The 13,666-nt window shown below is 71.1% G+C and carries 10 protein-coding genes; 3 read left to right on the top strand and 7 right to left on the bottom strand.

Features of this window, described 5'->3' with window-relative positions:
• Positions 1–150: 150 nt before the first annotated feature.
• The 6 genes from efeB to M8I34_RS00225 form a co-directional block, all read right to left on the bottom strand.
• The gene (efeB, locus tag M8I34_RS00250) at positions 151–1,524 is read right to left on the bottom strand and encodes an iron uptake transporter deferrochelatase/peroxidase subunit (protein ID WP_250047123.1); all 1,374 of its coding nucleotides are present in this window, start codon (positions 1,522–1,524) and stop codon (positions 151–153) included.
• The gene (locus M8I34_RS00245; protein ID WP_250047122.1) at positions 1,524–3,794 is read right to left on the bottom strand and encodes a copper resistance protein CopC; all 2,271 of its coding nucleotides are present in this window, start codon (positions 3,792–3,794) and stop codon (positions 1,524–1,526) included. Before M8I34_RS00245 ends, efeB begins: the two co-directional genes overlap by 1 nt.
• 60 nt (positions 3,795–3,854) lie before the next feature.
• Positions 3,855–4,301, bottom strand: coding sequence for a copper chaperone PCu(A)C (locus M8I34_RS00240; RefSeq protein ID WP_250047121.1), 447 nt, complete (start codon positions 4,299–4,301; stop codon positions 3,855–3,857).
• The gene (locus M8I34_RS00235; protein WP_250047120.1) at positions 4,298–4,942 is read right to left on the bottom strand and encodes an SCO family protein; all 645 of its coding nucleotides are present in this window, start codon (positions 4,940–4,942) and stop codon (positions 4,298–4,300) included. Before M8I34_RS00235 ends, M8I34_RS00240 begins: the two co-directional genes overlap by 4 nt.
• A gap of 85 nt (positions 4,943–5,027) precedes the next feature.
• Positions 5,028–5,798: a YcnI family protein gene (locus M8I34_RS00230; RefSeq protein ID WP_374210839.1), complete on the bottom strand. Its 771-nt coding sequence runs from the start codon at positions 5,796–5,798 to the stop codon at positions 5,028–5,030.
• 127 nt (positions 5,799–5,925) lie between these two features.
• Positions 5,926–6,771 carry a hypothetical protein gene (locus M8I34_RS00225; RefSeq protein WP_250047118.1) on the bottom strand — a complete coding sequence of 282 codons (846 nt, stop codon included), beginning with the start codon at positions 6,769–6,771 and terminating at the stop codon, positions 5,926–5,928.
• Between the two features lie 247 nt (positions 6,772–7,018).
• Between M8I34_RS00225 and M8I34_RS00220 the strand changes: the two genes are divergently transcribed.
• A complete protein-coding gene (locus M8I34_RS00220; RefSeq protein WP_030988862.1) occupies positions 7,019–7,513 on the top strand; it encodes an ATP-binding protein in 495 nt (164 codons plus the stop codon).
• 531 nt (positions 7,514–8,044) lie between these two features.
• Here the strand turns inward: M8I34_RS00220 and M8I34_RS00215 are convergent.
• Positions 8,045–8,332 carry a WXG100 family type VII secretion target gene (locus M8I34_RS00215; protein ID WP_030075914.1) on the bottom strand — a complete coding sequence of 96 codons (288 nt, stop codon included), beginning with the start codon at positions 8,330–8,332 and terminating at the stop codon, positions 8,045–8,047.
• A 248-nt stretch (positions 8,333–8,580) separates the two neighbouring features.
• Between M8I34_RS00215 and M8I34_RS00210 the strand changes: the two genes are divergently transcribed.
• Together M8I34_RS00210 and M8I34_RS00205 are read left to right on the top strand one after the other, a co-directional pair.
• Positions 8,581–13,305 (top strand): FtsK/SpoIIIE domain-containing protein, encoded by a 4,725-nt coding sequence (locus M8I34_RS00210; protein ID WP_250047117.1) that lies wholly within the window; start codon positions 8,581–8,583, stop codon positions 13,303–13,305.
• A 47-nt stretch (positions 13,306–13,352) separates the two neighbouring features.
• Positions 13,353–13,664 carry a hypothetical protein gene (locus M8I34_RS00205; protein WP_250047116.1) on the top strand — a complete coding sequence of 104 codons (312 nt, stop codon included), beginning with the start codon at positions 13,353–13,355 and terminating at the stop codon, positions 13,662–13,664.
• The last annotated feature ends 2 nt before the right edge of the window (positions 13,665–13,666 follow it).

Raw genomic sequence — 13,666 nt, 5'->3', positions numbered from 1 at the left:
CTCCGCAGGCCGGGCGGGACTTCCCTGGAGGGCCGGTCCGAGCTGCTCAGCGGAGGGCCGGCCCCGGCCGTCGTCTCCCGGAAGTCCGGCTCCGCGCGGCCGCTCACCACAGGGCCCCTTTCCGGCGGCCGCCTCCCGGCCGGTGGTTTCTCAGCCCTCCAGCAGCGGGCGGCCCACGTAGTCGCCCGGCTCGGCGGCCGGGGGCACCGCGTACAGCCCGCTCGCCTCGTGCCGCAGGAACCGCGACAGCGCGTCCCCGCGGTCCAGCTTCCGCTGGACCTGGGTGAAGGCGCGCAGCGGATCGGCCTGCCAGCAGATGAAGAGCAGTCCGGCGTCCGGGGCGCCGTCCTCCCGGAACCCGTCGTGGAAGGAGAACGGGCGGCGCAGCATCGCCGCGCCCTGGTTGGACTCCGGCGCCGCGATCCGCGCATGCGCATTGGCCGGGATGACCGGCAGCCCGTCGGAGCCGCTCGCGTCCAGCCGCATCGGGGTGGTCTCGGAACCTCCGGTCAGCGGCGCCCCGTTGTCCTTGCGGCGCCCGATGACCTTCTCCTGTTCGTGCAGTGAACGCTTCTCCCAGTCGTCCAGCAGCATCCGGATCCGGCGGACGACGGCGTACGAGCCGCCGTGCATCCAGTCCTGGTCGGCGTCCCGCCCCACGAAGATCCGCTCGTCGAAGTCCTGGTCCGACGGCTTGGGGTTGTTGGTGCCGTCGATCTGGCCCATCAGGTTGCGGGCGGTCATCGGGCGCGCGGTGGCGCCCGGTGTGCGGTTGAAGCCGTTCATCTGCCAGCGCAGCCGCGCCGTGCCGGCCGCTTCCTTCTGGAGCGCGCGCAGCGCATGGAAGGCGACCAGCGCATCGTCGGCGCCGATCTGTATCCACAGATCGCCGTTGCTGCGCTCGGGGTCCAGCGCGTCGGCGGAGAAGTCGGGCAGCGGGTCGAGCGCTACGGGGCGCCGCTTCGTCAGGCCCGTACGGCCGAAGAAGCTGGGGCCGAAGCCGAAGGTGACGGTCAGCGAGGACGGGCCCGCGTCGAGCGCGACCCCCGTGTCGGCGTCCGGGGTGTGCCCGGCCATCAGCTCCTCGGCCGTCCGCGACCAGCGGCGCAGCAGCGCGGCCGCGGCCTTGCGGTCCGCGCCCGGTGCCAGGTCGAAGGCCACGAGATGCCCGGTGGCCTGCAACGGGGTGGTGATTCCCGCCTGCTGCCCGGCGCGCGCCGCCCGGAACGGAACCTCGGTCGAGCCGATGGTGGTCACGGCCTTGGCGGCGTCCTGCGCGGACGACTGCCCGGCGGACGCCCCGATGGCGCCACCGGCCCCGCCGACGACCAGCCCGGCGGCGCCCGCCGCGCCGACGGTACCGAGCAGCCGGCGGCGGGAGAACTCCAGGGAGGGGGCGCCGTCGGTCTCGGGTGCCGGGGCAGCGGCCGGAGCGGGCACGGTTGCTTTTCCGTCCGGCCCGGCGGACTGTGCGCCCGGGGCCTTCTTCCCGGGTGCCTTCTTGCTGGACGTCTGCTTGCTCATCAGCCGATCTTCACGTTCTTGGTCTCGGTCACCTGGTCGATGTCGGAGGTCCGTACGAGCAGCGACAGCTGCCACTGCCCGGGGACCGGCAGCTGGATCCCGTTCGCCCGCCAGTGCCCCTTGCCGGCGTGCTTCGGGACGACCGGCAGCGGACCGATCTTCTTGGCCTTCTGGGTGAAGGAGACCTTCACCTCGGGGACGTCGACGGCCTTGCCCGACGGGTCCGAGATCCGCAGCCGCAGCGCGTTGGCGCTGCCACTGCGTCCGGGGTCGAGGTCGAGGCGGGCGGTGCCCTTGCCGTGCGGGCCGCCGGTGTCGAACGGGATGCTCAGCACCTGCGGCTGGTTGCCCGTGGTGGACTGCCCGCCCGCTGTGGCCTTGACCGCCTCTTCGGTACGGGCCGGCTCGGTGGCGGTCAGCACCGTGGTCACCACGAGCACCACGACGGCGACCGCCGCCTCGGCCAGCACGGACCGGCGCAGCCCCAGCCGCTCCGGATCGGCATCGCGCTCCCGCTTGGTACGGGCGGTCCGCAATGCCGCCTGCTGACGGGCGAGTTGGGCGGCGCGGGCGGGGTCGGGGGCTTCCTCGCCGGCGGTCTCGCCGTCAGTAGTGGTGCCTCCGGCGGGGGCCTTGTCACTGGCGGGGGCACTGTCACCGGTGGGGGCCCCGCTGTCGGTGAGGATCCCGTTACCGGTGCGGGCAGCGGCCGAGACACCGACGGTCGCCTTCTCGGCCTTCCTGTCCTTCTCGGCGGCTCCGTCAGCCTCCGCCGCCCGAGCCTCCGAATCCTGGGTCTCCGAATCCTGGCTCCCGGTCTCCGAGGCCTGGGTCTCCGTGGGCCGGGCCTCCGCCGCCCGGACCGCGGATGCCTCGGCCTGCGCTGCCTGGACCTCCGCCAGCCGTCCCGTCCACCGCCGCGACACCCAGGCGATCCCGACGAGCACCACGACCAGCGCCGCCTTGAGCAGCAGCAGCCACCCGTACGTGGTGTCGGTCAGCGCGCGCCAGGAGCCGACCTGCCGCCAGGACTGGTAGACGCCGGTGGCCACCAGCACCACCACGGAGCCGAACGCGATCCGCGAGAAGCGGCGTACGGCGGTCCGCTCGACGGGCGGCCCCCAGTACAGGGACACGACCAGCGCCGCCAGTCCGCCCAGCCAGGTGGCGACCGCGAGCAGATGCAGCACATCGACCGGCATCGCGACGGCCGGCTGGAGACCGGTCGAGGCGTGTTCGGCCAATGCCCAGGTCGCCGCGAGCCCGGCGCCGACGATCACGCCGCCGATGCCCAGCCCGAAGGTGAGGTCCTTGCGCTGCCTGGCCTGCTCGGCGGCGTTCACGGCCTGTTGTCCGGCGCCCTCCGCGGCCTTCTCCGCACCGTCAGTGGCTGCCTCACCCGCCTCGCCCGGCCCGCCGTCCTCCGGCTCCTCTGCCGACTCCTCCGCCGGCTCCTGGAGCCGCGCATACGTCCCGAAGAGCACCGCCACGAACAGCGCCGCCGCGGCGAGCAGCAGCAGCCGGGAGACCAGCGCCGCGCCCGGTTTGGTGATCAGTACCTGCTGGAGACCGGCGAGGTCGAAGGCGTCGGCGAGATCGCCGGACCCGGTGTACGGGGTGCGCAGCAGCAGCATCGCGATGGTGGTGCCGGCCAGCAGCGCCCAGCCCTGCACGACCAGCCGCTGCACGGACCGTACGAGGGCCGCGGCCGGCCGGCAGGCCAGCACGAAGGCGGCGCCGCCGACGAGCAGCACGAACCCGGCGTAGGCGAGGTAGCGGGCGATGCCGTAGAGCGCGCCGGTCAGACCGCCGCCGACCTTCTGCTCGGGCACCGGGGCGGCCGTCTTGGAGGGCGCGCCGACCGAGAAGGTGAAGGCGCCGGCCACGGGGTGGCTGTCGGCGGAGACCGCCTGCCAGGTAACGGTGTACGTACCGTCGCGGAGCCCCGGCGGCAGCCCCGCACCGTATTTGACGATGCTGTCGCTGCACAGGTTGCGCAGCTTGCCCCGGTCCACCCGTTTGCCCTGCGGATCCAGCACCCGGATCGAGTTGTCGCCCATCGCGACGCCCTCGGAGAAGGTGAGCGTCACCTGCTCGGGGGCCTGGTCCACCACCGAGCCCTGCGCGGGCGTGCTCCCGGTCAGCGCGGCATGCGCCGAGGCCGGAGCGGCGCCGCCGAGCGCGCCGATCAGCGCGCCGGCCAGCGCCACCGCGACGACCAGCAGGCGCAGCACGGCGGACCGTCGCGGCCCGAGCCCGGTGGTGACCATAGTGATCGCTCCCCTTACTCCCGTTTGTCTGTACGGCCTGTGCGGTTCTTCGGTCCTCTGCTACTTCTTCGGCGCGTAGGTGACGGCCTTGACCGGGACCGTCACCTTGATCGGACCGGCGGTGGCGAAGTGCAGCTCGACGGTGACCTTGTCGCCCTCGGCCGGCTTCTTCTTCAGGCCCATGAACATCAGGTGGTTGCCGCCACGGCTGAGCCGGAGCTCACCGCCCGCGGGTATCGCCAGCGAGTTGACCTGCTCCATCTTGGTGCCGACCGTCTTGTGGATCGTGATGTCCTTGGACAGGTCGCTGGTGACCGAGGTGAGCTTGTCGGCGGTGCCGCCGCTGTTCTTGACGGTGAAGTACGCGCCGGCCATGTTCTGGTCGACCGGCTGCGGCATGTACGGGTCGGCGACCTTGAGCTGTGGGGCGCTGTCGCCGCCGCAGCCCGCCAGCACGAGACCGGCGGTGAGGGTGAGGGCGGCGGCGAGGGTGGTGCGGCGGTTCACGAGTTCTGCCCCTTGACGATCTTCGGAAGTGCCTTGGTGTAGTTGTCGGAGGTCGCCTCCTGCATGCCCATCCAGTGGACCTTGTCGTCCTTGGGGGAGCTCAGCAGAACCTGCGCGCCGTGGGTGGAGACGACATCGCCGTTCTTCTTCTTGACCGGCTTCTCGATCCCGATGTTCACGCTGCGCGCGCCGGCCTGGATGGTGTCGAACTTGCCGGTCAGACCGACGAAGTCCTTGTCGATGCCACCGAGCCACTTCTTGAGCGCGGCCGGGGTGTCACGCTCCGGGTCGGAGGTGACGAAGACGACCCGCAGATCCTTCCGTTCGGCCGGCGGCAGCTGCTTCACCGCGACCGCGATGTTGGCCATCGTCAGCGGGCAGACGTCCGGGCAGTTGGTGTAGCCGAAGTAGACCAGCGTCGGATGGCCCTTGGTCTTCTCCAGCAGGTCGTACTTCTTGCCGCTGGTGTCGGTCAGGACGAGGTCCGGCTTCTCCATCGGGCTGTCGAGCGTGACGATCGGCTTGGCCGCGGTGCCGCCGGAGACGTCGGCGGCGGGCTTGTTGTCGTCGCTGTTGCAGGCGGTCAGGCTGAGGGCCGCGGCCGCCGCGAGGGCGGACGCGAGCAGGGTCCTTCTGTGCATTGCAGATAAATCCCGTGTCTTTGGTTCCCGTAGGTACGGCAAGGGGGGCGGGCCGACGCAGGTCAGGCGCCGGCCCGGCCGGTGATCAGGCGCTGCGGCGCCGGCCGGCGAACACGCCGAAGCCGACCCCGATGATGCCGACGACGATGCCGATGGCGCCCAGGACGCGCGCCGTGGTGTCACTGCCGGACGCGTCCGCGGCGGCCGCCGTGTTCTTCATGCCGGCCGTGGCGCTGGCCTTGTCGGCCGAGCCGGCGGCGCCGTGGCCGTCCTCCTCGGCCGCGCTGAGCTTGAGGACCGGCGCCGGGTTCTCCGGCTCCGGGGCGCCCTCCTTCGTCGGCTCGATCCAGCGCACGACGTCCTTGTTGTCGTACGTCTGGAGCGCCTTGAAGACGACCTCGTCGGCGTCCTCGGGCAGCTGCCCGACGGAGACCGGGAACTGCTGGAACTGGCCGGGCTCGACGCCCTTGTCCTCGGCGGTCCAAGTGATCTTCGAGGGCGCCTCGGTGATCTTCTCGCCGTGCATCTCGAGCGGCTTGGCGAGCTTGGCCTTGGTGACGTTCACCTTCCAGCCGGGCACCGGCTGCGGCATCACGGACGCCAGCGGGTGGTCGGTGGGCAGCGTGACCTCGAGCTTCACCGTCGAGGCGTCGTCCTTCTCGTTGGGCACCTTGAAGTTGACGGTCGCATAGCCGCCCTTGGCGGCCGGGCCCGCGGGCTGCACGCTGACGTGCGCGAAGGCCGGGCCGGCGAGCAGCAGCACGCTGCCGGCCGCGGCGGCGCCCACGAGCGGCAGCCGCCGCGCGAGCCGGCGCGCGGACGACCCGTCCGACTGCTGCTGCGACATCTTCGCCATCTTCGAATTCTTCGACATCGGAAAACACTCCACAGGGAGGAGAGAGGTGCTGGTGACGGGCAGGTGGCGCGCGTGCGGCAACGCCGCGTGAGCCCGTACCCGTCCTGTGGGAGCGTGCTTCGCGTCGTCAGGCCGCGAGGGCGAGGGTGGGTGGCCCACGCCTCACGACACTGTGGTGGAGTGCGAGGTTCTTCGGGCCGGGTTTGTCATCCCCGTACGAAACGGGGGCGCGCAGCGCATCATCGTGCGCTGCTTTCAGGCCCGTGAGCAGGGCACGGATGAGGGCGAGCGCCCCGCGCACCGCACCGACCAGTGCCTGTACCGCCATCTCGTACGCCGCCGGAGCCGACAGCCGGACCAGCCGCCACAGGGCCGCCTCGCCCCGCCGCAGCAGCCAGCCGACGGCGAGCGCGGCCAGAAGGTGTCCCAGCAGCATGGGCAGCGACGGCAGCAGTGCATGCGCCGTCGCGGGGTCGGCGGCGGCCGTGCCACCGGCCGTTCCGGTCCCGGCCGGTGCGGTCATCCCGGCACCGGAGGCCGTGTGGAAGCCGCCCGAACCGAGAATCCGGCGTGCCTCCGCGCCGTCCGCGGGCCCGCTGCCGAGCCCGCAGGTCACATGCCGGGCGAGGGCGATCGCCGCCCGGTCCGACAGCCTGCCGGTGCCGCCGCCACCGCCTCCCGCCATGGCGGACGTCGGAAGCTGGCCCCAGGTGAACAGCGCGTGCAGGGCGAGCTGTCCCACGGCGAGACCCGTGGCGATCTCCGACAGCGAGCGTTCCCGCCCCGCCACCGGAGCCGCGACCGCGAAGACCGCGGCCGCCGCGACACCCAGCGTCCATACGGGGACGGCGGCGCACGACGCGGCGATGTGCCCGCCCGCGGACAGCGCAACACAGACCGCGGTGAAGACCGCGGCCCTCAACAGCCGAAGATCGGCGGCTGCGCGCGCTGTGGAGGCGGGCGGTGGAGTCATGGCCGCGCCATCATCCCACTGCCCCTGCGGGCCGCCTACGCCAGGTCGGCGCCGAGTCGGCGCCTTGCGAGGTGTCCAGGGAAGCAGACGGGGCGCGCGGCAGCGCATGGGCGGCGCTTCGCCTACACCGATGCGCTCGCTCTTCGCATCCGCCGAATGAGCGGTATCACGTCCCGGACATGCTTACGGACCATGCGGCGCGGCAATAGGTATCGATATGTCGAGCCGCGGCCAGGAGGCTGGAGCGATGAGCATCTGGTGGTCACTCCATTTGCGCCGTGAGGCTGCGAGCGTGCCGCTGGCCCGTCGTCTGCTCCTGGGCACGATGGAGACAGCGGGCGTCGACCCGGACATCTGTTACGACCTCGCGGTGGCCCTCTCCGAGGCCTGCGCGAACGCCGTGGAGCACGGCGGCGACGCCACCGAGGACTACCGCGTCACGGCCTTCATCGACGGCGACACCTGCCGTATCGAAGTCACCGACTCGGGCCCCGGCTTCCGCCACTGTCCCGCACCCCCCGCCCCACCCCATACCGCCGCGGACCGCGCCCTCCCGCCGGCCCCCGTGCCCACCCCCGCACAGGCCCCCGCCTTTGCCGAGGACGGCCGGGGGCTCTTTCTGATCGAGGCCCTCACCGACCACGTCCGCTACCGCAACCGGACGGGCCGCCCCGGCGCGGTCGTCAGCTTCGACAAGATCCTCAAGTGGCGCGAGGGAGCGGCGCTTCCCATGGCGTCCTGAGCAGCCGGGCGTGGGGAACGGGAAGACAGGCCCTAGGCCTCGTCGCTGCCGCTGCTGACATTTCCGGCCCTCCCCCAGGGGTCTTTCTGCGTACCTCTTGCAGCCGTGCTTCTTGCCCCCGTGGAGTTTTTCCTGGAGCAAGAATCAGGAAATACCAGCGCGCCATCACCATGATCATGACGACTGCCACCGAAAGGGACAGAAGTACCATCAGTCAGGACAGCGGGGCAGAGCCTCCGGCTTCTTCCCTTCTCCGGTGGCGGTGCATTTTCGGCCCCCGCCGGCCAATATCAGCCCGCCGATATTTGCCGTCTGTGAATACTCTGTGAATGCGCCGTAAAAGATGTAATGGGGATGGAGAAATTTCGGTGAGGCCTCGGGGTGGCGGCCCGGCCGCCCATAACGCCTCTTACGTCATGCCGCAGAAAGCGAAAAAGGGGTGAGCGCGGTATCGGCCGATCCAGGCCGATACCGTGCTCACCCCCGGCGCCGCGCTGTGCGCAGGCAGGCTCTACCGCGGTAGTCGCCGACTTACTTGCCGAGCTCCGAGTCGAGGTTCTCGAAGGAGTCCGCAGCCTTCTCCAGGTACTGGGCCAGGCCGTCGAGACCCTCGTTGGTCTTCGACATGCCCTGCTTGAACTCCTCGAAGTCATGGCCGAACTTCTTCGACGCCTGCCGGGTGACGAAGCCGTTCTCGAGCAGGCCGTCGATGTAGCTCTTGAGGTCCTGGAGCTTGTCCTCGATGCGCTCCTTCTCGCGGTTCATCTTCTTCGCGGCAGCCCGCATGTCCTCATATGTGACATCGAGGTCTTTAGCCATGACGCTCCCCTTCGCTCCGCTGACGACCGCGAGGTCCCCCTCCCGGCATACGTGTGGCGCGCACCGGTGCGGCGCACGCCATTGGGCACCTTAGTTGCTAACCCTCGCGGGTGCACATAAGCGCAATTAGGGCAGTCATTAACTGCCCTCAAATCCGGACATTGTTGTGGCATATCACAGGTGCATGACCGAGTTTTTGCCGGACGATATCCTTTCCCGCGTTGAGAGGCATTTCGAGGAGGAGCTAAGTGCGTTTGAAGCTGACTGTCGTCGACCCCTATACGAACGCGCACAAAGACCTCGTCCTCGATGCCGACCCGGAGACCCGTATCGACGCCGTTGCCCGGGAGCTGGCGGCCCGGGTGCGGGGCGGGGCCGGGGCCGGACAACCGGCTCCCGCGCTCTATGTCGACAGCCACCACGTGGACCCGCACCACACCGTCACCACCTCCCCGCTGCGCGACGGCGCGGTAGTGAGCCTGGACGACCCCTCCGGCTCGCTGCCCGGCGAGCAGCCCGGTGTCATCGAGCTCCGGGTGGCCGGCGGGCCCGACGCCGGCGCCGTGTACCGGCTCGGCGTCGGCCGGTACGACATAGGCGCCGGCCCGGGCTGCCAACTGCTGATCAACGACCCGGAGGTGCCGCAGCGTGCGCTGACGCTCTACGTGGTCTCCCCGGACGACCTCCGCCTGGCCGTGCACGGCGGCGGGCAGGGCGGCGAGGGGCAGGGGCAGCAGCCCGGCGGGCACGGCCGGCCGGGTGCGGCACCCGAGGGCAAGGAGCCCGGGCCCGGCGCGGTGCGTGTCGACGGCAAGCCGCTCGATGGGCAGCAGCTGCGCGTCGGCTCCCAGCTCGCCATCGGCAACACCCTGCTCGACGTGGCCTATTACACGCCCCCGGACGCGGCCCTGAAGTGGTCCGACGACGGCTCCGGGCACGACTACAACCGCCCGCCGCGGCTGCGCCCGCCGGAGCGCGTCACCAAGTTCCGCCTGCCGGCGCCCCCGAAGGAGTACGAGGCCCGGCCGCTGCCCTGGCTGATGGCGGCGTCCCCGCTCCTCATGGCCGTCACCATGGCGTTGGTGATGGGGCGCATGACGTACCTGCTGATCGCGGTCTTCAGCCCGCTGATCATGATCGCCAACTACTTCTGGGACAAGAAGCACGGCCGCAAGTCCCACGACAAGCAGGTCCAGGAGTACGAGGTACACAAGGCCCGGATCGAGCGCGACGCGCAGGAGGCGCTGATCCTGGAGCGCGGCGACCGCGGCCTCGACCACCCGGACCCCGGCACCGTCTGGGCCCACGCCACCGGCCCCCGCACCCGTCTCTGGGAACGCCGCCGCAGCGACGCCGACCACCTGCTGCTGCGGGTGGGCACCGGCCGGCTGCCCTCCGCCGTCGTCCTCGACGACCCCGAGCAGGACGACCACCGCCGCCAGGTCACCTGGGACATCGCCGACACCCCCGTCGCCCTGCACCTGGGCCGGCTCGGCGTGATCGGCTTCGCGGGTCCCGACGACACCGCGCGCAGCCTGGCGCGGTGGACGGTGGCGCAGGCTGCCGCCCTGCACAGCCCGCTGGACGTGCAGTTCTACGTGCTCACCGAGACGAACGCGCAGGCCGGTTGGGACTGGGTCCGCTGGCTGCCGCATGCCCGTCCGACGGCGCAGGACGCCAACGTCCTCATGGGGAACGACGCCGAGACCGTCGGCGCCCGTATCGGCGAACTCACCCAGATCCTCGAGGCCAGGCAGAAGGCCGCCCAGGAGAACCGCGGTCAGGCGGGCTTCTCCGACCCCGACATCGTCGTCGTCTGGGACGGCTCGCGCCGGCTGCGCTCGATGCCCGGCGTCGTACGGCTGCTCAAGGAGGGCCCGGCCGTATCGATGTACGCGATCTGCCTGGACGCCGAGGAGCGCTTCCTGCCGGGCGAGTGCAAGGGCATCGTGATCGCGGAGCCGCGCAATGCCCGGCACGCCGCGCACGAGCGGCAGGCCGGCGGCGGCGCGAGCGACGCCTTCGAGGTGCTGCGGCGGGCCGCCGAGGAGGAGCAGCGGAAGAAGGCGGAGGCCGAGGCCGGCAGGTCGCGCCGCAAGCGGAAGAAGCCGGCCGCGCCCGCCTCGCCGGCGCTGACCAACACCGCCGCGGTGATGCTCTCCCTCGACAACCAGAGCGGCGCCCCCACGCCCGCCTCGCGGGCGGCCGCCGAGCAGGTCGACCCCTCCGTGCTGCGGCTGCGTGTGCAGCAGGAGGGCAAGGACAAGATCCTGGGCGTACGGCCCGACTTCGTCTCGCCGGTCTGGTGCGCCCGGGTGGCCCGGGCGCTCGCCCCGCTGCGCGACATCAGCGGCGAGACGACGGACAGCGCGCTGCCGGACGCCAGCCGGCTCCTCGACGTCATCGGGATGGAGCCGCCGACGGCCGGTGCGGTGGCCGGCCGCTGGCAGAGCGGCGGGCAGTCCACGCTGGCGGTGATCGGTGAGTCGTACGACGGGCCGTTCGGTATCGACATCCGCAAGGACGGGCCGCACGGCCTCATCGCGGGTACGACGGGCTCCGGCAAGTCCGAGCTGTTGCAGACGATCGTCGCCGCGCTCGCGGTGGCGAACACGCCGGAGAACATGACCTTCGTGCTCGTCGACTACAAGGGCGGCAGCGCGTTCAAGGACTGCGTCCACCTGCCGCACACCGTGGGCATGGTCACCGACCTCGACGCCCACCTCGTCGAGCGCGCCCTGGAGTCGCTCGGCGCCGAGCTGCACCGCCGTGAGCACATGCTGGCCCAGGTCGGGGCGAAGGACATCGAGGACTACCAGGACCTGGTGCGCCGTAATCCGGGCATGGCGCCGCTGCCCCGACTGCTGCTGGTCATCGACGAGTTCGCGTCCATGGTCCGCGACCTGCCGGACTTCGTCACCGGCCTGGTCAACATCGCCCAGCGCGGCCGCTCCCTCGGCATCCACCTGATGCTGGCCACCCAGCGGCCGTCCGGCGTGGTCTCGCCGGAGATCCGGGCCAACACCAACCTCCGTATCGCCCTGCGGGTCACCGACGGCGGCGAGTCGTCGGACGTCATCGACTCGCCCGAGGCCGGAAACATCTCCAAGAACAACCCGGGCCGCGCCTACGTGCGCACCGGCGCAGCCTCCCTCATCCCCTTCCAGTCCGGCCGCGTCGGCGGCCGCCGCCCCGGCACCGTGGACCCGATGGCCCTCGCCCCGTGGGCCGGGGAGCTGGACTGGACCGGCCTGGGCCGCGCGGCGCTGGCGAAGCCCGCGGCCGCCAAGAGCGAGGAAGAGGAGATCACCGACCTGAAGGTGCTGGTCGACGCCGTCCGCGAGGCCAACGCGCACCTCCGGATCCCGCAGCAGCACAGTCCTTGGCTGCCGGCCCTCGCGGAGAGCGTGCTGCCGGGGGACCTGCCGCCGGTGCAGGGTCTGGGCATGCTGCCCGCGGCGCCGTACGGCATCGAGGACATGCCGTCGAGCCAGTCCCGCCGCGCGGTCGCGATCGACTTCGCCACCTTCGGCCATCTGCTCATCGCGGGTGCGCCGCGCAGCGGCCGCTCCCAGGTGCTCCGTACGATCGCGGGCTCCCTGGCCCGCACCCTCTCCTGCGGCGACGTCCATCTGTACGGCATCGACTGCGGCAACGGCGCGCTGAACGCACTGGCCAAGCTGCCGCACTGCGGTGCGGTGGTGGGCCGCAACCAGAGCGAGCGGGCCGTCCGCCTGGTCCGCCGGCTGTCGGCGGAGGCGGGCAAGCGGCAGGAGCTCCTTGCGGAGTACGGCTTCGCGGACATCGGCGAGCAGCGCGCCGGGGTGCCGGCGGAGCGGCGGCTGCCGCACATCGTGCTGCTCCTCGACCGCTGGGAGGGCTGGGTCTCCTCCCTGGGCGAGCTGGAACACGGCGAGCTGACCGACGAGTTGCTGACGCTGATGCGCGAGGGCGCGAGCGTCGGCATCCACCTGGTGATCACGGGCGACCGGCAGCTGCTGACCGGTCGGATCTCCTCGCTGACGGAGGACAAGATCGGCCTGCGCCTGGCGGACCGTACCGACTTCTCGATGCTGGGCATCAACAGCCGCAAGGTGCCGGACGAGATCCCGCCGGGCCGCGCGTTCCGCAACGAGACGGGTACGGAGATCCAGTTCGCGCTGCTGAGCGAGGACTCCACCGGGCAGGGGCAGAACGCGGCCCTCGTGGCCATCGGAGAGGGAGCGGCTCACCGGGACGCGGCGGTGCCGCGGACCCTGCGGCCCTTCCGGGTGGACTCGCTGCCCAGCCGTATCACCTTCGACCAGGCGTGGCAGCACATCGACCGGTCGGCGTCCGCCTCGCGGCTGTGGGGCCTGGTGGGCGTCGGCGGCGACGACCTGACGGCCTTCGGCCCGGACCTGGCGCACGGCTCGCCGGGCTTCGTGATCGCGGGCCCGGCGAAGTCGGGCCGCTCGACGGTGCTGATGAACCTGGCGCGGACGTTCGTGGGCCGCGGCGCCCGCCTGGTGGTCTGCGCCCCGCGACCCTCTCCGCTGCGCGAACTGAAGGGTTTCGACGGCGTGTTGGCGGTCTTCACGGGCAGCGACATCGAGGAGGACGAGCTACAGGAGGCCGTGGCGACGGCGTCCGTGGAGCATCCGGTCGTCGTCCTGGTCGACGACGGCGAACTGCTGGAGGACTGCGACGCGGAGGACGAGTTCAAGAGGCTGATCTCGACGGGCTCCGACCGCGGCATCGGCATCGTCATCGCCGGCGACGAGGACGACGTCTGCTCCGGCTTCAGCGGCTGGCAGGTCGACCTGAAGAAGTCCAAGCGCGGCCTGCTGCTGTCCCCGCAGGACACCTCGAGCGGCGAACTGATCGGCGTACGCCTGAGCCGGAGCACGGTGGGCGGCCCGGTCACCCCGGGCAAGGGCCTGCTGCACCTGGGGAGCGGGGAGGCGTTCACGGTGACTGTGCCGGTGGGTTGAGCCGGAACGTGAGCTGTTGACCACGTAAGAGGAAAGGGAGGGGACGTATGGGCAGCCGCGACCGGCTGGTTGTCGACTACACGCTGCTGGAGGACTCGAAGAGGAATCTCGGACAGATCCATAAGGTCTTCGAAGGTATCGACGACCGCAGCGAAGCCATAAGCGATATCTGGGGCCACGACAGCATCGCCGAAAAGATGGACGAGTTCGTGAGCAACTGGGACAGCTATCGAGAAGAACTGGTCAAAAACGTCGAGGACTTGAAGAACCATGTGTCGGGGGCACTCAAGAACTTCCAGAAGCAGGACCTCGACCTGAAGAACGCAACCGAGAAACATGGGAAAAACGGGGGAAAGTGACC

This window comes from Streptomyces sp. MCA2 (assembly GCF_023544705.1).
GTDB lineage: Bacteria > Actinomycetota > Actinomycetes > Streptomycetales > Streptomycetaceae > Streptomyces > Streptomyces decoyicus.
The sequence above is the reverse complement of the archived record's forward strand: the minus strand, read 5'-3'. Positions and strand labels throughout refer to the sequence as shown.